This is a genomic window from Pseudotabrizicola sediminis (assembly GCF_004745575.1).
GTDB classification, from domain to species: domain Bacteria; phylum Pseudomonadota; class Alphaproteobacteria; order Rhodobacterales; family Rhodobacteraceae; genus Pseudotabrizicola; species Pseudotabrizicola sediminis.
This window is the reverse complement of sequence record NZ_RPEM01000007.1, coordinates 232,072-252,052: the sequence shown is the minus strand read 5'-3', so window position 1 is coordinate 252,052 and position 19,981 is coordinate 232,072. Positions and strand designations below refer to the sequence as shown.

Genomic DNA, 19,981 nt, shown 5'->3' with positions numbered 1-19,981 from the left:
GCAGCCCGCCTGTGGCTTAGTACCAGTCAGCTGCGCGGTCAGCCGGCGATCTTGCGGGCATGCGCCAGAAGCGGCGATGCATCGCTGATGGCGAACTGGCCACGGCGGCTGCGTTCGATCACGCCTTCGCGCAGCAGGATGCCAAAGCTGCGCAGCCCGTCTTCACGCGAGACGCCCTCGGTGGCGGCCCCGATGTGGCGCATCAGCTGGGGGCGGGTGAAACTGTCCAGCCCTTCGACACAGGCAATATAGGCCGCAGCGGCTTCCAGCAGCTCTGGCAGATCGGTCGCGCCAAGCCGTTCGGCGAAATCGGGAAACCCGATGTCTGCTTCAAACAGATTGTCGGCATCTTGATCGGCGTCATAAGCGTCATCCGCCACGGCCTCGATGGCAAGCGCTGCCGAAGACATCGGCCGCCGCGGCCGCACCGGAACAACCGCCGCCGCTGGCGCGCGCGACACGTCGGCAGGGCGGTCGATCCGCTGCGCCGAGACCAGAACCAGCGGGGCCGGACGCTCGCCCTGCGGGGCCGGGGCGGCGGCGGTGGGGCGCATGACCTTGGCCAGATCGTCGCGGTAGGCCCCCATGCGGGCGCGGCCGTTCTCGGCCAGCGTGCTGCCGGTGGCCCGACGCTCGGCGATCGTCGCGGCGACGGCGGCTTTCAGATGGGCAATGGCCGACCGGCGGCGCTTGGTGTCGGGCACTTCCATCTGGGTGCTGGCCTCTGCCATCAGACGGCTGACCGCCACTTCTTCGGCGGGGCGGTCAAGATGATGGCCGATTGCACCCGCCTGGGCGGGTCCGGCGGCAGCAGCATCCGACGCCTCGGCGTGCGGCTCCCGTTCCAGCGCGGCCAGTTCCGCCGTCAGGGCGGCTTCGGCCTCTTGCGACAGGGCGGCGCGTGCGGGTACCGCCGTAAGGCCTGCCACCGGCGCATCAACGCGGCGGATCTTGATCACACGGGCGCGGGCACGTTGCAGTTTTTCAACCGAGACCGGGGTGCGCGATTCGGCTTCGGCAGCAAAGTCTGACGCAAGCTCTGGCACCGCAGGGCGCGCCCCCACAGTGGGCCGCAGCGGGCGCACCGGACGGATCGGGCGCACGGGGGCCGCCACCGCAGGCGCGGTGTCAGGGGCCGCTGCGTCGGCCTGCGCGTCGTCATCCGCAAGGTCGGCCTCTGGTGCGTCAGCGCTGGTCAGATCTGTCGCCGCAGCCTCATCTGCCACGTCAGAAAGCGGCTGCAACAGGGCGTCGTCTTCTTCTGCCTCAAGCTCTGGCTCAAACGCTGTCTCATGCGTTGCCGCAGACTGTGCTTCAAACGCGGCCCCCGCCAGTGCGGCAACATCGTCTGTGTCGTCGTCATAAACATCGACCGTTGCGACAAGCTCCGTCACTGCGTCGTCCAGGTCGTCCTGCGACCCGGCATCTGCGACTGGCTCCGCCTCGGGCGCTGCCTCGGCTCTGGCCGCTTGCGCGTCGACCAGGGTGCCAAGGCTGGCAAGCAGCGCGTCATCCGCCTCGGCTTCTGCCATCGCCGAGCTGCGCGCCATATCCGGCGCCTCTAGCGTCACCGCCTCATCCGGGGCAGCTGTTTCGGCAAGCACGCTGGCGAAAATGTCTTCATCAAAAGACTCACCATCGGCGAACTCGGCGGGGGTTGCGGACCTCGCCACCTCATCGCTGGCCTCCACCATCTCTGGTTCGGACAGATCATCGGCACCATCCGGCAGCTCCGCTGGCGCGGCGTCCTGCGGACCGGCGTCCACATGGGCGACCGCATCCAGCGCCATCAGGTCGGCAAGGTCGTCTTCGTCCACCCAATCCTCTGCGTCATCCTCTGCCGGGACAGCAGGCGGCGCAGGTGCGATGGCTGCGTCAACGGGCAGATCGTCCGGCACCTCATCGGCTTCGATGCTCTGCTCTTCGGGCGGCAGGTCGTCGGTCAGGATCTGCGCATCCGCCGTCACCGCGTCCTCTGGCAAGACATCTTCGAAGGCTGCAAGGTCGGTCAGCGGTGTCGCGTCGGCGTGCTGGTCTTCGGTGAAATCATAGGTGAAATCATCCTGTGCAAGCGCCAGCGGGACGGCCAGCGTGACAACGGGGGTCGCCTCCCGGCTTTCCGCCGCGGCCTTGCGCAGGCGGGACAATTTTTCGGCCACCGTGCCCGCCGCAGGTTCTGCACCGGTCGAAGCTTCGGTCTCAACCCCGGCCAGCGTCGGCGTTGGGCGCGGCACCGGGGCTGTGCCACGCGCCGGCATTTCGACCACAGGCTGCGGCGCGACCTGCGCCGCGACAGACGCGCTGTGCGCGGGGGCTGCGGCAGTGCCAGGCTCTTCGGCGCGCAGGATCACGCCATTCTCCTGCACCTTCGCCTCAACCCGGCGCTGGATTTCACGTTCGGCAATCTTGTGCAGCATGGCGGCATCGGGCTGCGGCGGTTCGGCCCCGAAGTAACGATCTCCGGCGGCCAGATCGCGGAAATACTCCGCAATGGCCTTCATCGTGTTGAACGGGTCTTCAAAACCCTCCAATGTACAGGAGAAGGTTCCATAAGAAACCGTCAGGATTTTACTCGCACCCATCATCAGACACCGCCTCTCGCACATATCGACATGTCTTCTTGACCCTGCACTTGTTCGAATCCATGGACAGATCAGGGTGTTTTGAAGGATTGATTGTGGCACGCATCCCGGTGGTTTGCCTCAATTTGAAAGACAGTATCCGCATGAATCCAGTTATAGTGCAATCCTCGGGCGGTATCACGCTTGTGGGCGGTGCACCTGTTTCTGCCGCATTGTTTCGAATTTCGCAGCAAAGGGCGCCGGTGATTGTGGCGGCCGACGGGGGGGCGGACCGCTGTCTGGCCCATGGTGTGCAGCCGCAGGCGGTGATCGGCGACATGGATTCCCTTTCGGACTCGGCCCGCCTTGTGCTGGCGGACCGGCTGCACCCGATTGCGGAACAAGACACCACCGATTTTGACAAGGCGCTGCGGTCCATCGACGCGCCCTTCGTGATCGCCCTGGGCTTCATCGGGGCGCGGGTGGATCATGGGCTGGCGGTGCTGACCACGCTGGTCCGCCAGCGGCGCCCCTGTGTTCTGCTCGGCCCGCAGGATGTGGTATTTCATGCGCCAACGCGGCTGCGGCTTGCGCTGCGCCGGGGCGACCGGTTCAGCCTCTATCCGCTGGGCAGGGTCACCGGCACCAGCACCGGGCTGGACTGGCCGATCGACGGGCTGGACTTTGCGCCCGACGCGCGGGTCGGCACATCGAACCGGGTCAGCACCGGGCCGGTCAGCCTTGAACTGTCGGGGCCGGGGATGCTGTGTATCCTGCCGCGCGGCCGGCTGGATCAGGCCTTGGCGGCGCTGGCCGACACCGCACGCGCCGACAGCCGTTCGCGGTAGATGATGTACAGCCCCGATCCGGTGATCACCGCAATCCCCGCCCAGGTCAGCGCGTTGGGGAAATCGCCAAAGATCCAGTAGCCAAGCGCCACCGCCGCCACAATCTCCAGATAATGCAGGGGGGCCAATGTGGCCGAAGGCGCGAACTTCAGCGCATAGGTCATGCACATGTGGCTCAGCGCCGCCCAGAAGCCGACCCCGAACAGCCACAGCCAGGCGTTGCCCTGCGGCATCACCGGGTCAAGCTGCCACCAGCCAGTGCCATTGGCCAGAACCATCACCGGCAGGCACATCAACAGGCCGGTCCATGACGTGTGGAACTGCATCGCCACCGGATGCATGAATCCCGCCACCTGCCGCGTCGACAGCATGTAGAACGCAAAGAAAAACGCCGTCCCCAAAGGCCACAGCGCCACATAGCCAAACGCCGCCAGCGACGGCTGGATCACCAGGAGCGCCCCCGCAAAGCCCACGCAAGACGCCGCAATCCGGCGCGGTCCGACCTCATCGCCAAACAAAAGACGGCCCAGAATCAACAGGATGAACGGCTCGACAAAGGCAATCGCCAGCGCATCGGCGACCGGCATCACCGAAATGGCGGCGACAAAGCTGAAGGTCGACAGGATCAGAAACACCGACCGCAGACAGATCAACCCCAGCGCCCGCGGGGTCAGACGCAAGGTGATGCCCATGGCCAGGATGATGGGCGCCATCAACGCCCCCTGCACCACAAACCGCGCCGTCACGATCTGCCCCACCGGGATCGTGTCCGATGCCAGCTTGGCCGATACATCCAGCAGCGGCGCCAGCACGCAGAACGCCAGCATCAGCACAACGCCGGGAAGGATACGGTCGGGGTGTCGGGTCATCCCCATGGGCTAGCGCGCCCGTTGTGTGCCGTCCATGACAAAAGCGACACCGGGTCAGGGGTTTTTGTGCAGGTGGGACGGGAAGGGGTATCCGCCTCAGAACCCCGTCAACGCCGCCATACGGTCATGCGCGGGGATGGCGCGCATCTCAAGGCGTGTCACACTCACCGTATCCTTGCATACCAGCGTCAGCTTTTGCATCGCGGCCTCGGTCAGGGGCGGTGCAAACAGCGTGTCGCGGATCAGCATCTGTTCGGCTTCGGTCAGGTCGATGATTTCGGGCCTACCTCCGCCTTCGGCCCCTTCGCTTTGCACCGTGACAAAGGTCAGCGGGGCGACGCGGGCCAGTTCGGATTGTTCCACCACAAGAAACAATGCGCCGCCGGTCAGCCGCCGCCCGGCGCCGATGCGGGTCAGGAGTCCACGGGCGCGAAACGCCAGCAGGTCGGCCAGACGGTCGCGCGTGGCATCGTCCAGCAGGGTCGCGCGGGCAGCGGGTGTGAGTCGAAGAAACCGCATTTCGACCGCGTAAAGCACCAGCGCCATCAGGGCAGGGGCCTGCGCAATCGCCAGCGCCGAGTCGCGCCAGATCAGCGCCATCCCGGCAAAGGGCGCAAGCGCTGTCAGATAGCGCAGCAACTCGATCTCGAACACCACCCGCGCCTTCATCCGCCAGCCCGCGCCCCGTGGCCAGACAAAGCTGCGGCCCAGAAAGCGGCGCGGAATCTGGCGGAACTCAAGCGCTGCGCGGTTCTTCATGGTTTTCGGGGTGATGATGAACATGGCACAAGTCTAGCGCGCCCGTTTCGCGCGTCGAGCGGCGTCAGGGCGCCACATCGACAGTGCCGCTGGTGCGGATCACTTCGGCAATCTGTGCCAGCTGGCTGCCCAGCGGGTTGGTCTTGCGCCAGACGAGGCCAATCGTCCGCGTCGGGCGTGGGCTTGGCAGGCGCGCCACCGATACCGGGGCCAGGCGGGTTTCCACCGCCACCGCCATCTGCGGGATCAGCGTGACACCAATGCCTGCGCCCACCATCTGCACCAAGGTGGTCAGCGAACTGCCCTCCATCAGGTCGCGCGGCAGGGCTGATCCCAGCTTGCAAAAGGAAATCGCCTGTTCGCGAAAACAATGCCCTTCCTCCAGCAACAACAGCCGCATCTCGCGCAGGGTTTCCGGATTGGGCACGGGTTTATCGGCATCGCTTTGCGGGCGGACCAGAATGAACTCTTCATCAAACAGCGGGTATTCCGTCAGCCCCGGTTCCGACACCGGCAACGCCACCAGCGCCGCATCCAGCCGCCCCTCGACCAGATCCTCGACCAGCCGCTGCGTGATCGCCTCGCGCGGGCGCAGGTCAAGCCCCTCATAGCGCGCGGTCAGATCCTTCATGATGCGCGGCAGCAGGTAGGGGGCCACGGTCGGGATCACCCCGATCCGCAACCGCCCCGTCAACGGGCCAAAGGAGGCGCGGGCAAGATCGCCCAGCTCTTCCACCGCCTGCAAGATCACCCGCACCCGCAGCGCGAATTCCGTACCCAAGGGCGTCAGGCTGATCTGGCGCGGCCCGCGTTCGATCAGCGGTGCGCCCAGAATATCCTCCAGCTCTTTCATCTGGATCGACAGGGCGGGCTGCGAAATCGCACAGGCCTCGGCCGCGCGGCCGAAATGGCTGTGTTGCGACAGGGCGTCGAAATAGCGCAGATGTTTCATCGACAGGGCTTTCATAAGAAAAACATATAGGGATGATTAGAAAATGCAAATTCTAATTATGGAACCGCCATGTTAGAGAGATTCTAATCAGCGTGGGTTCGACCTTGGGGCGATTCGTCCCGCAGGTCCGCGGTCCGGCTGTGCCAGCGACACAAAAGCGGAGAAGCGACATGGATGGAAACGATATCAAGTCGGGCGGCAAATGCCCGGTGATGCACGGGTCTTTGACCACAACGGCAGCCACGATGACCGACTGGTGGCCAAAAGCGCTCAATCTCGACATCCTGCACCAGCACGACACCAAATATGACCCGATCAAGGGCTTCGACTACCGCGAAGAGGTGAAAAACCTCGACGTGGCAGCCCTCAAGGCCGATGTGCATGCGCTGATGACGGACAGCCAGGATTGGTGGCCGGCAGACTGGGGCCATTACGGCGGCTTGATGATCCGTCTGGCATGGCATTCGGCCGGAACCTACCGTCTGGCCGATGGCCGGGGCGGTGGTGGCACCGGCACCATCCGCTTTGCGCCGCTGAATTCGTGGCCTGACAACGCCAACCTCGACAAGGCCCGCCGCCTGCTCTGGCCGATCAAGAAGAAATACGGCAACCAGATCAGCTGGGCCGATCTGATCATTCTGTCGGGCACCATTGCGTATGAATCGATGGGTCTGAAAACCTATGGCTTCAGTTTTGGCCGCGCAGACGTCTGGCACCCCGAAAAAGACATCTACTGGGGCGCCGAAAAGGAATGGCTGGCCCCGTCCGAAACCCGCTACGACGATGTGAAAAATCCCGCCACCATGGAAAACCCGCTCGCCGCCGTGCAGATGGGGCTGATCTATGTGAACCCCGAAGGCGTGAACGGTGTGCCAGACCCGGCCATGACGGCGTTGCACGTGCGCGAAACCTTTGCCCGCATGGCGATGGATGACGAAGAAACCGCCGCACTGACCGCAGGTGGCCACACCGTCGGCAAGACCCATGGCAACGGCGACGCCGGTGCGCTGCAGGCCGCCCCCGAAGGCGCCGACATTGTCGAAGGTGGCCTTGGCTGGATGAACAACACCAGCCGTGGCGTGGGCCGCAACACCGTCACCTCCGGCATCGAAGGCGCATGGACCACGCACCCCACCAAATGGGACAACGGCTATTTCGACCTGCTGTTCGGTTATGAGTGGGAGCTGAAGAAATCTCCCGCCGGGGCCAACCAGTGGATGCCGATCAACATCCGCGAAGAAGACATGCCGGTTGATGTGGAAGATCCAAGCATCCGCGTGATGCCGATCATGACCGATGCCGACATGGCGATGAAGGTCGACCCGATCTACCGCGAGATCTGCGAGCGTTTTGCCGCCGACCACGCCTATTTCAGCGACACCTTCGCCCGCGCCTGGTTCAAGCTGACCCACCGCGACCTTGGCCCGCGCACCCGCTACATCGGGCCGGACGCGCCGCAGGAAGACCTGATCTGGCAAGACCCGGTCCCCGCAGGCACCACCGGCTATGACGTGGCGGCGGTAAAGGCTGCCATCGCAGCCTCTGGCCTCTCGGTGTCCGACATGGTCAGCACCGCATGGGATTCCGCCCGCACCTATCGCGGGTCAGACCTGCGCGGCGGGGCCAATGGCGCCCGCATCCGTCTGGCACCCCAGAAAGATTGGGAGGGCAACGAGCCCACCCGTCTGGCCCATGTGCTGTCGGTGCTGGAACCCATCGCGGCCCAGATCGGCGCAAGCGTGGCTGACGTGATCGTGCTGGCAGGTTCCTACGGTGTGGAACAGGCGGCGAAAGCGGCGGGCTTTGACGTGACGGTGCCCTTCACCCCCGGTCGTGGCGATGCCACGGCAGAGCAGACCGATGCCGCGTCCTTCGACGTGCTGGAACCTGTGGCCGATGGCTTCCGCAACTGGCAGAAGAAAGACTATGTCGTCAGCCCCGAAGAGCTGCTGCTCGACCGTGCCCAGCTGATGGGCCTGACCGCTTCGGAAATGACCTGCATCTTGGGCGGTATGCGGGTGATCGGCACCAACCACGGTGGCACCGCGCATGGCGTGTTCACCGACCGGGTGGGGGCGCTCACCACCGATTTCTTTGTCCACCTGACCGACATGGCGTGGAAGTGGAAACCGGCGGGCAACAACCTCTATCACATCACCGACCGCAAGACCGGCGATGTGAAGTTCACCGCCACCCGTGCCGATCTGGTGTTCGGCTCCAACTCCATGCTGCGCGCCTATGCCGAGGTCTATGCGCAGGACGACAACGCCGAAAAGTTCGTGCACGACTTCGTTGCGGCTTGGGTCAAGGTGATGAACGCCGACCGCTTCGATCTGGCCTGATTGGAAAACAGGCATCTGAACACCGGCCCCCCGCAGGCATCCGCCTGCGGGGGGCCTTTTTTCTTGCCCAAGGCTGCAAGGACTGTCACGCAAGCGCCCTATAGTCTCGGCAAGGAGTGCCCCCCATGCGTCTGGTCAACCGCACCTTCGACGAGCTTTCCCCCGGTGACACGGCGCAACTGCGCCGTCTGATCACGCCGGATGATCTGTATGTCTTTGCGGCGTCTTCGGGCAATTTCAACCCGATGAACCTGCCCAACGGCGATCTGGATGGCGACGGCAAGCCCGAACAGATGGCGGCGGGTATGTTCATTGCCTCGCTGGTTTCCGCCGTGCTGGGCACCCACCTGCCGGGTCCGGGCACACGGTTGCAGCACCAGACCCTGACCTTTCACGCCATCGCCCATGCCGGGGATGAGCTGCTGTGTCAGGTCACCGTGCTGGAAAAGATGGAAGGTGGCACCGTCCGCCTCAAAACCGAAGTGACCCGCCCGGCCGACGCCGCCCTGATCCTGACCGGAGAGGCCACCGTGCTGGCCCCGCAGATCCGGTTCGACCGCGACAACCAGCACATCCCCGGCCTGATCGTGCAGCGCCACCGCCATTTCGAAGCGCTGATCGACCGCGCAAGGCCCTTGCCCGCGCTGCCCACCGCCGTGGTCTGCCCCGATGATGACAATTCCCTTGGTGGCGCGATGCTGGCCGCCACGCAGGGCATCATCTCACCGATCCTGATCGGCCATGCCGAGGCCATCCAGGCCGCCGCCCGCGCCATCGGCGCCGACCTGACCGGGGTAGAGATCATTGACGTCCCCGGCGACGATGTCGCCGCAGCCGCCATGGCCTGCCAACTGGTGCACGAAGGCCGCGCTTTGGCGGTGATGAAAGGCCATCTGCACACCGATGACCTTTTGCGCCCCATGGTCGACCGCGATCATGGCCTGCGCATGGGCCGCAAATTCACCCACGTCTTCCTGATGGACGTGCCCGGCCTGCCAGAGCCGGTGATGGTCACCGACGCCGCCATCAACATCGCGCCCGACCTGATGACCAAGGTCGACATCATCCAGAACGCCATCACCCTTGCCCTGTCCCTGGGCATCGACCCGCGTGTCGGCGTGCTGTCGGCGGTGGAAACCATCAACCCCGCGATCCAGTCGTCGATCGACGCAGCGCTGCTGTCCAAAATGGCCGAACGCGGCCAGATCAAGGGCGGGCAGGTCGAAGGCCCGCTGGCCATGGACAATGCGGTGGACATGGCCGCCGCCCGCACCAAGGGGCTGACCGGCGGGGTGGCGGGCCGCGCCAACATTCTCGTGGTGCCCGGGATCGATGCGGGCAACATGCTGGCCAAACAGCTGGCCTATATCAGCCATGCCGAAGGTGCCGGGCTGGTGCTCGGGGCGCGCGTGCCCGTCATCCTGAACTCCCGGTCGGACAGTCCCATGGCGCGGCTCGCCTCCTGCGCGGTGGCGGCGCTGCACCATTTTGCGGGCAAGGCGTAGGCGGGGTTCACCCCGCCTTGGCCAGCCCGTGGCGCGGAATGCCCGCTTGTGACCTGCGCAGCAACGTCATGACGTTTGCCATACGCAAACCATACCCGCGCCAGCCGCGAAACATACGCCGCTGCAACCGGGTGCGGCCACTCCGGGGTAGGGCGGGGTTCACCCCGCCGCCCCGCCGCTTCACCCCGCCGCAGGGGTAAAATCAAACGCCATCAGATGCCGATAGCGCTGCCCCGGCTCCAGCCGGGCCGAGGGGAACTGCGGCCGGTTCGGGCTGTCGGGAAAGCGCTGGGTCTCCAGCGTGAACCCGGTAAACGGCGCAATTGGCGCACCGTCCTTGCCCGGCAACCCGCCTGCCAGAAATGCCCCGGTGTAGAACTGCACGCCCGGTTCCGTCGTCCAGACCTCCATCCGCCGGCCAGACTCTGCGTCCACCGCCTCGGCGCAAAACCGCAAAGCCTCGCCCCATTTCGGCTCCAGCGGACCGGTCAGACACCAGTTGTGGTCAAACCCCATATCCGACGGCAGCTTCGCCCCGATCTTGCGCAACGCATTGAAATCAAACGCAGTGCCAGCCACCGCCCGCACCTCGCCGGTGGGGATCAGATCGGCGTCCACCGGCGTGTAATGCGTGGCCCCCAGCCGCAAGTCCTGCCCCATGACCGACCCCGACCCGGCCATGTTGAAATAGCTGTGGTTCACCATGTTCACCACCGTGGGCGCGTCGGTCTGCGCCTCCATCGCGATCCACAGCCGGTCGGCGTCGTCCAGCCAGTAGCGCACCTGCATCGACAGCCGCCCCGGATAGCCCATGTCGCCATCCGGCGACTCGGCGGTCAGCGTGACCGCGCGGTCGGACAGATCCGCAAGCTCCCAGATCATGCGGTCAAACCCCGCGCGCCCGCCGTGCAGATGCTTGGCCCCCTCGTTCTGGTCCAGCTGCACCGCGCGCCCGTCCAGCACAAAGCTGCCGCCCGCAATCCGGTTGGCATAGCGCCCGCAGGTCGCGCCCAGATAGGCCTTGGTCGCGACATAGCCCGCCGCATCCGCGTGCCCCAGCACAATGTCGGCGCAGACTCCGGCGCGGTCCGGCACCCACAGCTCTGTCAGCCGCGCGCCGTAAGGCGTCACCCGTGCCTGCACGCCGCCCGCACGGCCCAGCACAACCGCCCCGACCTCGACCCCGTCCACCTGTCCGAAAGGTTCCATCGTCATCCCATTCCCCCAAGGTCCATCCGCTCATGCCTCTGGCAGATCCGCCATCAGCCGTGACAGGTGATGCGCCAGCACCGCCACATTCGGCGGCTGCAGGATTGACAGGTGATCGCCGGGCACGTCAATCACTTCAAAGCCCGATGCCGCGACCGGTGCCCAGCCAAGGCCGTCCTGCGCGCTTTCGGGGCTGTCGAAGATGTTCGCCTCGGCCCGGAAAATCGTCAGCGGGCGGGTGATCGGGGTGACCTCATAATCCTGCACCGCCAGTTCCGCCGCCACCATGAAGCGGTCCACCGACATCGGCGCGGCCTCGCCGTGTTGCTGCAACCGTAGTCGCAGCTTCTTGACCCGGTAAGCCACATCCGCCCAGCGGTTTGCCACAATCCCCGCCAGATGCGACGGCCCGCGCAGCAGCAACTGGCGCAGATGCACACCCGCCCGCGCCCGGCCCGAAAGCCGTGTCCGCCCGCCGGGACCGGCGCTGTCGAACATCGCGATCACCCGCACCTCGCGCCCGGCGCGGGTCAGCTGCTGTGCCAGTTCATAGGCGACATAGCTGGCAAGCGACACCGCCGCCAGACTGATCGGCCCGTGGGGGAATGTGTTCATGATTTCATCGGCATAGGCGCGCGCGGTTTCCTGCACACCAATCGGTGTATCTTGCGCCAGCAACCCCACCGTCAGCCCGAACACCGGCTGATCCGGCCCCAAAGCCTCGGCCAGCGGGCGGAAGTGTTCCTCATTCCGGCCCAGAACATGCACGCCGAACAGCGGAGGCTGGCTGCCCTCGGGCTGGATCGGGATCAGATAGCGAGGCCCCGACCGCGCCGCTGCCAGCGCAAGGGCAAGCGCGCGCGGCGTCGGGCGGCGGTGCAGATCGGCCACGCCAAGCCGATGGCCCAGTGCCGCCTCGATCCGGCCAATCAGCTGCACCGCCAGCAGGGAATGCCCACCCAGATCGTGAAAATCATCCTCCGGCCCCACAGCCTCCAGCCCAAGGGTCTGCGCCATCAGCTCGGCAATCTGTCGCGTCACCGGATCGTCGCTCGGCATGGCATCGGCGGTCAGCGCCACCGCTGGCACCGGCAGCGCGCTGATGTCGATCTTGCCGCCCGGCGTCCGCGGAAAATGCGCAACCGGCACAATCGCGGGCACCATATGCGGCGGCAGCCGCTTGGCCACCGCGGCCCGCAGTGCCACTGGATCGGGCAGGGGCTGGCCGTCTGCTCCCGCCACCCAGACCACCAGCCGCGCCGCTGGCGTGCCTGCCCCCAGCACATGCGCCAGCGCCCGGCCCACGCTGTCCTCCACCTCCAGCGCACGCTCCACATGGCGCAGGTCGATGCGAAAGCCGCGCAGCTTGACCTGCCGGTCGCGCCGCCCCAGAAAGGCCAGCGCCCCATCGGGTCGCCAGCGCGCCATATCTCCGGTGCGGTAGATTCGCCCGGCCCCCAGAAAGCGGTCCGGCCCAAACGCCTCGGCGGTCTGGGCCGCATGGCCGATATAGCCATCGCTGACCGCTGGCCCACCGATCCACAGCTCGCCCTGTGCGCCGCGCGGCGCCGGTGATCCGTCCGGGGCCAGCACATAGGCGCGGGCATGCGCTGTCGGGCGGCCGATGGGAATATCCTCGCCCGCCGTTGCCGGTCCGGGTTCGTGCAGGGTGCAGGTGATGGTGGCCTCGGTCGGGCCATAGCCGTTCATCCAGCGCGCCCCGCGTGTGATCCGCTGCCAGGTCGCCAGCGCGCGCGGGCTGATTTGCTCGCCCCCCACGATCACCAGCCGCACCGTTGGCGGCAGCTGCAACCCGTCGCGGGCCATTTCGTCCACCAGCACATGCCAGAACGCGGTCGGCAGGTTCAGTACGGTGATGTCACACCGCGCCACCTCTTCCAGAAACACCCCGACCGACCCGGCCATGGCATCTGTGCGCAGGACCAGCTTGGCCCCTGCCAGCAGGGTGGGGATGATTTCCTCGATCGACACATCAAAGGACAGGCTGGCAAACTGCAGCACCCTGTCCGACTGGGTCAGGCCGAAAGCGGCGATCATGGCGCTTGCATGGGCCGACAGCGCCCGCATCGGCACCTTTACCCCTTTGGGCACGCCGGTCGAGCCCGAGGTATAAATGACATAGGCCAGCCGGTCGGGGTCGGGCGGCAGGAAATCTGGCACCGGCGCGCGCACCTCCGGCGCATCTGGCGACAGCACCCGCACACCGGCAAAGACCGCCTCGGGACGCGCGATCATCAGGCGCGCACCGCTGTCGTGCAGCATATGGGCGATCAGGGCTTCTGGATAGGCCGGGTCCAGCGGCAGAAAGGCCGCCCCCGCCCGCAGCACCGCCAGCATGGCAATGATGAACTCAGGCCCGCGCGGCAGGCAGATCGCCACGATCTGCCCCGGTCCGGCCCCGGCCTGCGCCAGCCGCCCGGCCAGATCTTCCGCCCGGGCGTTGAGCGTCAGATAATCCATAATGTCATGCTGTCCCACCATCCGCAGGGCCGAGGCACAATGGCGCTGTCGCGCCATGTCGGCAAAGCGCAGGGCGACGCAAGGGTCAGCCGGGGCCAGCGCCCGGTCGGGCTGCGCCAGTGCCATCAGCGCCGCCTGTTCTGCGGGTGGCAGCATCTGCAAATCGGCCAGCGGCGTCGCAGGCCCCGCTGCAGCAAACGCCTCCAGCAGCCGCGCCATGTGGTCCAGCATGGCCTGCGCCTTGCTGTCCGGCACCACCGCCGGGTCATGTTCCAGCATCAGCAGCAACCCGGCATCTCCGTAGGCCGACAGCGTCAGGGGCAGGGCCCCTTCCTCGCGCAGCTCCACCCGCCGATGGGCCCAGTCCGGCCCCAGCCGCCGCATGGTTTCGTTCAGTGTGGCGCGTTCAAACATCACCATCGACTCGAACAGCTGCTCCGTGCCGGGCACGCCGCACCAGTGGCGGATGTCGGTCAGCGCCGCATGCGCGTGCCCGCGCAGTGCAAGGGCGTCCTGGCGCAACCCTGCCAGAAAGCCATCCGTCGCACGCGGCGGGCTGATCTGTACCTTCACCGGCAGGGTGTTGATCAGGCAGCCCACCGAACGCTCGGTGCCCGGCACGATCTGCCGGCCCGACCGTGTGGCCCCGAACACCGCCGTGCACTGCCCGGTCCAACGCGCCACCACCATGCCCCAGGCGGCGTGAACCACCGTGGCCAGCGTGGCCCCTGCCGCCCCGGCCCGTGCGGTCAGCGCCGTGGTCAGATCCGTTTCCAGCCGCCGCTCCAGCACGCGCTTGCGCGCCGTGCCGCTGTCGCAAACATCTTCGGTCAGCGGGTTTGGATGATCAAACCCATCCAGATAGCTGCCAAAGAACGCCTGCGCCGCGGCGGTGTCCTGCGCGGCAAGGCCCTTGGCATAGCCCAGAAACCCCACCGTTGGGGCAGGGGGCAGGGCGCGGCCCTTCAGCGCGGCAAACACCTCGTCCAGCACGATGGCCATGCTGCGCCCGTCGATCATGGCGTGATGCACGGTCCAGACCATCACCGCCTGCCGGGGCCCCAGTTGCGCCAGCAGCACCCTCCAGGCCGGAGCCGCCTCCAGATCGACGCCCGCTTCGCGGTCGGCCTCCAGAAATTGGTCCAGCATACCCGCCTTGCGCCGTGCAGGCAGGGCAGACCAGTCCTCAACCGTCAGCGCCACCTCGATCCTGTCGCGCAGCACCTGCACCGGCACCACCCGTCTGCGCCACAGAAACGACAGCCGCAGCGCCTCGTGCCGGGCCGCCACCTGTGCCCAGGCCGCGCGCAGGGCCCCGGCCTCCACCACCTCGTCGTCCAGGTGCACGACGATCTGTTCCAGATTGACCCAAGGCCGCCCCGCCAGCACGCTTTCATACACCATACCCAGCTGCAGCGGGGTCAGCGCATGTTCCAACTGTGCCGCTGCGGGCGAGAGCGGCCGTGTCATTCCACGCCCCCCCGGAACAGGGTCAGCAGTTCGGAAATCGCCACATGGTCCATCCCGATGGCCCCCGCCGCAATCAGCCCGCCCAGCAGCAGAAAGGTCAGGTCATGCGCCGCGTCCCAGGCCCCGTGCCGACGCGCCAGCCAGATCAGCAGCGGATAGACCGCAATCGCCGCCAGTGCCTGCCCCACCAGCGCGCCCACCAGCCCCAGCCATTCGGCGCCGATGATCAGCCCGCAGACCAGAAACAACGCCCGCGCCGCCGTCAGCAGGAAATAATTCCGGCTGTCCCCCGCCGCCAGCGCCGCCTGATCATAGGTCATCCCGATCACCGACGGTATCTGCACCACGGCGATCAGCACCAGAATGGCCCCTGCCGCCGCATAGCGCGGGTCGTAAAGCAGATCCACGATCCACTCGCCGCCAAACGCCATCGCTGTCAGCATCCCCATTGTCAGCGATGTCAGCCCAAAACGCAGCTGCCGCAACCGCGCGAAATTCGCAGCCGACGCCCCGGGCGGCCGTTCGCGGTACAACGGAATCAGGATGCGCCCGCCAATCGTCTGGCCCAGAAGCATCGGAAATGACGCCAGAAAAAACCCGATGTTATACAGCCCCAGCTGCTCCAGCGTCAGGTATTTGCCCAGAATCGCCTTGTCGCCCTGCGCCACCAGAAAGCCGCAGGCGGTGGACAGGAACAGCCAGAACCCGAAATGCAGCAGATCGCGCGCCGCCGCAGGCTCCCAGGCCAGCCGGCTTTTCGGGCCGGGCAAGGCAAAGCGCACCAGCGCCAGCCGCGTGCCCGATGACACGATCCACCCCGCCACCAGCGCCCAGACCGATTGCGTGGCCCAGGCCAGCGTCACCATGAACACCAGCCCCACGGCTTGCGAGATCAGATCCAGCGCCGTCAGCCGCCCCAGCCGCAGATGCCGCGCCGCAGTGTCCACCCGCGTCGGCTCCAGCCCTTGCAGCAGCAGCGAAAACCCGGCCACCGGCAGGATAAGTGCCAACTGCGGCTGGCCGTAGAACAGCGCGGCGGGGTAAGCTATGGCCGCCGAGGCCAGCCACAAAACCGCCCCCCGCACGACCTGTATGGTATAGGCGGTGTTCAGAAACGCCGGATCATCGCCACGCCGGTGCTGCAGAATTGCCGGATGGGTGCCCATGTCGGAAAACATCGTCAGCCCGACAATGAACACCGACACCAGCGCCATCAGGCCAAAGGCTTCGGGAAACAGCAGCCGCGTCAGGATCAGGTTCGACGCCAGCCGCAGCGCCTGACTGCCGCCATAGCCCAAGGCGGTCCAGGCCGAGCTGCGCATCGCGCGCGCCGACAGCCCGTCGCCGCGGAACCGTGTCATGACCGGGCTCATCACAGTGCAAACCTTGCGAAATGTCTGGTGGCGGCCCGCCCCCCGGCAACCACGCTCGATTTCGTTAACCTTGCCCTAAAGCAGTGCTCCGCTTCAAGCCCCCGATTTGGCAACGGTGTTTTGCCACATATGCCCCCGCAAGGCTTTGCCTTGCCTTAACCGATCCATTGGCCTGATTGCCCAACCGGTGCTGCGCAATGGACGGCCCGCAAGCCCTTCGGCTTTTTAGGCTTCAAACCGGCGTCACGGTGCGCACTGTCCTTTGCCCCATCACCTGTTCCCAAATATAGGGGGGGCCGCGAAGCGCGGTGGCAGAACCCCCCTCTTTCCTGGCAGCCCACTACATCCTAAAAGCCAACCCCCTGAAATCAAGCGACCTGCACCCTTGTAACTCAGGCGGAAGTCTCATCCCCGGCCCTTCCACGGCACCAGTTTTTTCTCGGCCATCCGCATCAGAATGTCGATGCCATAGCCGATGATTCCGATCAGGATGATCCCCATCACCACGATGTCGGTCAGTTGGAATTTCGAGGCTGCGATGATCATCATCCCCGCGCCCTTCTGCGCCGCCACCAGTTCGGCCGCCACCACCGTGCCCCAGCACACCCCCATCGCCACCCTTGCCCCGGTAAAGATATCGGGCAGGCTGTTGGGGATGATCACATGCCGCAGGATCTGCGCCTTGCTCGCCCCCAAGGAATAGGCCGCGTGGATCTTGGACAGCTTCACGCCCGAGACGCCAGACCGCGCCGCGATGGTCATGATCCACAGGGCGGCAAGGAACAGCAGCACCACCTTCCCGGTCTCCCAGATCCCGAACCAGATGATCACCAAGGGAATCAGCGCCAGCGGCGGCACCGGTCGCATGAACTCCACGATCGGGTCGAACCAGCCGCGGAACCAGCCCGACAGCCCCATCGCATAGCCCAGCGGAATGCCCACGATGGACCCCAGCACAAACCCCGCCATCACCCGCGCCAGCGACGCGCCCAGATGCCCCCAGAGCGAGGTGTTCTGATAGCCGTTGGTCGCGATTTCCACAAAGCGCGCCACCACCGCCTCGGGCGCGGGCAGCCAGATCGGTTCCATCTGCATGCCCTTGGCCGCCTGAAAGTTGAGCGATCCGCGCGGGGTCAGCGTGACCGTGCCGCCGGTCACGTTGACGCGGTCATCTATCGCAATCGGCTGGCCGTTGACGGCCACCACTACCGCGCCCTCACCGTCATTCTCGACAGGGCGCAGAAGCACCGACCGCCATTCCTGCACCACCGCTGAATCCCCTTGGGCAAAGCCGCTGCCCTGCGGCACCTGAGGCTCCACCGCTGTTTCGCCCGCCGCATGCACCGTTATCCGCACCTCGGCCTCGGCCTCGGCGCCGTCGGGCGCGCGGGCGGTGTAGGTGAACCCGGCCTCTCCGGAAAAAGGCCCCGGAACATGCAGGGGCACGATGCTGGACCCGGTGAATGCCCCCCAGATCAGGAATACCGACAGCACCGAAATCACGCTGGCCACCCGGTCGGGCTGGATGGCGGACTCGTCGCCGAAGGTCACGGTTTTGAGCGAGGTAAAGTCATGCCGGTTGCGGTGGCGTTTGATCCGGCCCCAGACCAGCATCGAGACCACGAAGATTGTCACATAGAACACCAGAACCATCATGCGGCGCTGTCCTTCTTGCCCATGATTTCCTCTTCCATGCCCCAGATCATCGACAGGATTTCCTCGCGCGTTTCCGAAAAACCGTCAGACTTCTTGACCTCACGCAGGTCCGTATGCACCCCGCGCTCGGCAAAGGGCAGTTTGTATTCGCGGAATATCCGGCCCGGTCGCGGGGCCATCACCAGCAGGCGTTCGCCCAGAAGCAGCGCCTCTTCAACCGAATGGGTGATCAGGACCACGGTCTTGCCGGTTTCCTTCCACAGCTTCAGCACAAGACCTTGCATCTTTTCCCGCGTCAGCGCGTCCAGCGCGCCAAGGGGTTCGTCCATCAGGATCACATCGGGATCATTGGCAAGGCAGCGGGCCAGCGCCACACGCTGCTGCATGCCTCCCGACAGTTCATACACCGCCTTTTCGCCGAAATCATGCAGGCCGACCGTTTCCAGCAGATGGTCTGTGATGCGGTCACGCTCGGGCTTGGCCATGCCCTTCATCCGTGGGCCAAAGTCGATGTTCTGACGCACGTTCATCCATTCGAACAGCGCACCTTGCTGGAACACCATGCCGCGTTCGGGGCTGGGGCCGGTCACCCGCTTGCCGCCCAGCACGATCTGGCCTTCGGTCGGGGCCAGAAAGCCCGCAAGGATGTTCAAGAGGGTGGTCTTGCCGCACCCCGATGGCCCGAGCACCGACAGAAGTTCACCCTGTTTCAGGTGCAGTGAGACGTTTTTCAAAGCCTGCACCGCCGCGCCACCCGGCAGGTCAAAGCGCATCGAGATGTTGTCGATGATCAGTCCGGACATAGGCCCTCCGGGAAAGTGACGGGCGGCCCGATCGGGGCCGCCCAAAGGGGCTTACATGCCGTTTGCGGCGGCCAGCGGTGCGGTGTTGACCGTGGTGTCATAGCTTGGCAGCGCCGCCGGGATCGAGCCTGCGCCGACAAAGACCTCGGCCACGCCTTGCATGAACGACTGAGCGCCGCCGCCCAGCCATTTTTCGGACAGTTGGTCTTCGACAGTGGGGAAGACAAAGGTGGCGATGGTCTCGGACGTGCCGGCTTCATCCATGCCGGAATCGCCTGCGATCACCGGCAGCATGGTGGCCTGATTGGCGCTGTCGGCCCACATGGCGTTGGCATCGGCGGTCACTTTCAGGAATTTTGCCACCAGATCAGGGTTTTCCGCGACAAAACCGGCGGGGGCCGAGGTCACGTCAAACACCAGAATGCCAAGTGCTTCCTTTTCCGCGCCGGTCAGCAGGACATTGCCCGACTCTTTGGCGCGGCGCAGGCTGCCACCCCACCCGCAAAACATGTCAACCGAGCCTTGGGTAAAGGCGGCCGCTCCATCCGGCGGGGCCATGTCGATGATCTCAAGGCTGGCCAGATCGACGCCGAAATGGTCCATCTGCTTGAGGAAGCCGTAATGCGCGGCGGTACCAAGCGGCAGGGCCACCTTTTTGCCCGCCAGATCAGCGGCGTTGTCCTTGTCGATTTCCAGCACATTCTGCACGACGCAATTGTCATTGTCGGCATAGGACACGGCCACGTCGAGGATCTGCAGATCCTGCCCTGCACTGGCCGCGACCACGAAGGGCGGCACGCCTTGGCTCACCGAAAAATGTACATCGCCCGCCGCCATCGCGGCCGACATGGCGGTGCCGGTATCAAAGGCGACCCAGTTCACCTTGACGCCCATTTCAGCATCATAGGTGCCCTGCACCTTGGCGTATTGGAACGGCATCGGCCATTCCATGAAATAGGCGACCGTCACTTCTTCCAGCGCCATGGCGCTGGTGGTGCCTGCCAACAGGGTCACTGTCGCGGCGGCGCTTGTCAGTGTCTTGCGGAATGTCATCCTTGGTTTCTCCATGTTGGGTTATAGTTTTTGTTGTCTTGCCCTCATTGGTCGGGGCGGCTTTGTGTCTGTCCAGCGGCTTGACCGGTGTTCAGGAAAA

General features: G+C 65.6%; 13 protein-coding genes. 3 read left to right on the top strand and 10 right to left on the bottom strand.

The features are described 5' to 3' along the window. Nucleotides 1-38 precede the first annotated feature (38 nt). Nucleotides 39-2,585 carry a hypothetical protein gene (locus tag EEB11_RS12285; RefSeq protein ID WP_135431737.1) on the bottom strand — a complete coding sequence of 849 codons (2,547 nt, stop codon included), beginning with the start codon at nucleotides 2,583-2,585 and terminating at the stop codon, nucleotides 39-41. Between the two features lie 140 nt (nucleotides 2,586-2,725). Here EEB11_RS12285 and EEB11_RS12280 point away from each other — a divergent pair, with 140 nt between their 5' ends. After that, entirely contained in the window at nucleotides 2,726-3,409 is a 684-nt protein-coding gene (locus EEB11_RS12280; protein WP_135431735.1) for a thiamine diphosphokinase, read from the top strand. On the opposite strand, the gene EEB11_RS12275 is transcribed toward EEB11_RS12280, so the two are convergent. The 3 genes from EEB11_RS12275 to EEB11_RS12265 form a co-directional block, all read right to left on the bottom strand. Further along, nucleotides 3,355-4,278: a DMT family transporter gene (locus tag EEB11_RS12275; protein WP_135431733.1), complete on the bottom strand. Its 924-nt coding sequence runs from the start codon at nucleotides 4,276-4,278 to the stop codon at nucleotides 3,355-3,357. The two genes, EEB11_RS12280 and EEB11_RS12275, sit on opposite strands and share 55 nt — an antisense overlap. A gap of 96 nt (nucleotides 4,279-4,374) precedes the next feature. Continuing rightward, nucleotides 4,375-5,061, bottom strand: coding sequence for a hypothetical protein (locus EEB11_RS12270; protein WP_135431731.1), 687 nt, complete (start codon nucleotides 5,059-5,061; stop codon nucleotides 4,375-4,377). Nucleotides 5,062-5,101: 40 nt separating this feature from the next. Further along, the gene (locus EEB11_RS12265; protein WP_135431729.1) at nucleotides 5,102-6,004 is read right to left on the bottom strand and encodes a hydrogen peroxide-inducible genes activator; all 903 of its coding nucleotides are present in this window, start codon (nucleotides 6,002-6,004) and stop codon (nucleotides 5,102-5,104) included. Between the two features lie 155 nt (nucleotides 6,005-6,159). Between EEB11_RS12265 and katG the strand changes: the two genes are divergently transcribed. Beyond that, nucleotides 6,160-8,331 (top strand): catalase/peroxidase HPI, encoded by a 2,172-nt coding sequence (gene katG / locus EEB11_RS12260; RefSeq protein WP_135431727.1) that lies wholly within the window; start codon nucleotides 6,160-6,162, stop codon nucleotides 8,329-8,331. 125 nt (nucleotides 8,332-8,456) lie between these two features. Then, entirely contained in the window at nucleotides 8,457-9,836 is a 1,380-nt protein-coding gene (locus EEB11_RS12255) for a bifunctional enoyl-CoA hydratase/phosphate acetyltransferase (protein ID WP_135431725.1), read from the top strand. Nucleotides 9,837-10,016: 180 nt separating this feature from the next. On the opposite strand, the gene EEB11_RS12250 is transcribed toward EEB11_RS12255, so the two are convergent. The 6 genes from EEB11_RS12250 to EEB11_RS12225 all read right to left on the bottom strand — a co-directional run bounded on the left by EEB11_RS12250 (nucleotide 10,017) and on the right by EEB11_RS12225 (nucleotide 19,881). Continuing rightward, a complete protein-coding gene (locus EEB11_RS12250) occupies nucleotides 10,017-11,045 on the bottom strand; it encodes an aldose epimerase family protein (RefSeq protein WP_210134418.1) in 1,029 nt (342 codons plus the stop codon). A 30-nt stretch (nucleotides 11,046-11,075) separates the two neighbouring features. Next, complete coding sequence (locus tag EEB11_RS12245) at nucleotides 11,076-14,996, bottom strand: non-ribosomal peptide synthetase (RefSeq protein WP_135431721.1); 3,921 nt, start codon at nucleotides 14,994-14,996, stop codon at nucleotides 11,076-11,078. Next, nucleotides 14,993-16,357: an oligosaccharide flippase family protein gene (locus tag EEB11_RS12240; protein ID WP_245298887.1), complete on the bottom strand. Its 1,365-nt coding sequence runs from the start codon at nucleotides 16,355-16,357 to the stop codon at nucleotides 14,993-14,995. The genes EEB11_RS12245 and EEB11_RS12240 overlap by 4 nt, the downstream gene beginning before the upstream one ends. A 417-nt stretch (nucleotides 16,358-16,774) precedes the next feature. Next, a complete protein-coding gene (locus EEB11_RS12235) occupies nucleotides 16,775-18,025 on the bottom strand; it encodes an ABC transporter permease (protein WP_135431717.1) in 1,251 nt (416 codons plus the stop codon). Beyond that, entirely contained in the window at nucleotides 18,022-18,828 is an 807-nt protein-coding gene (locus EEB11_RS12230) for a taurine ABC transporter ATP-binding protein (protein ID WP_135431715.1), read from the bottom strand. The genes EEB11_RS12235 and EEB11_RS12230 overlap by 4 nt, the downstream gene beginning before the upstream one ends. 51 nt (nucleotides 18,829-18,879) lie before the next feature. Further along, nucleotides 18,880-19,881: a taurine ABC transporter substrate-binding protein gene (locus tag EEB11_RS12225; RefSeq protein WP_135431713.1), complete on the bottom strand. Its 1,002-nt coding sequence runs from the start codon at nucleotides 19,879-19,881 to the stop codon at nucleotides 18,880-18,882. Nucleotides 19,882-19,981 lie beyond the last annotated feature (100 nt).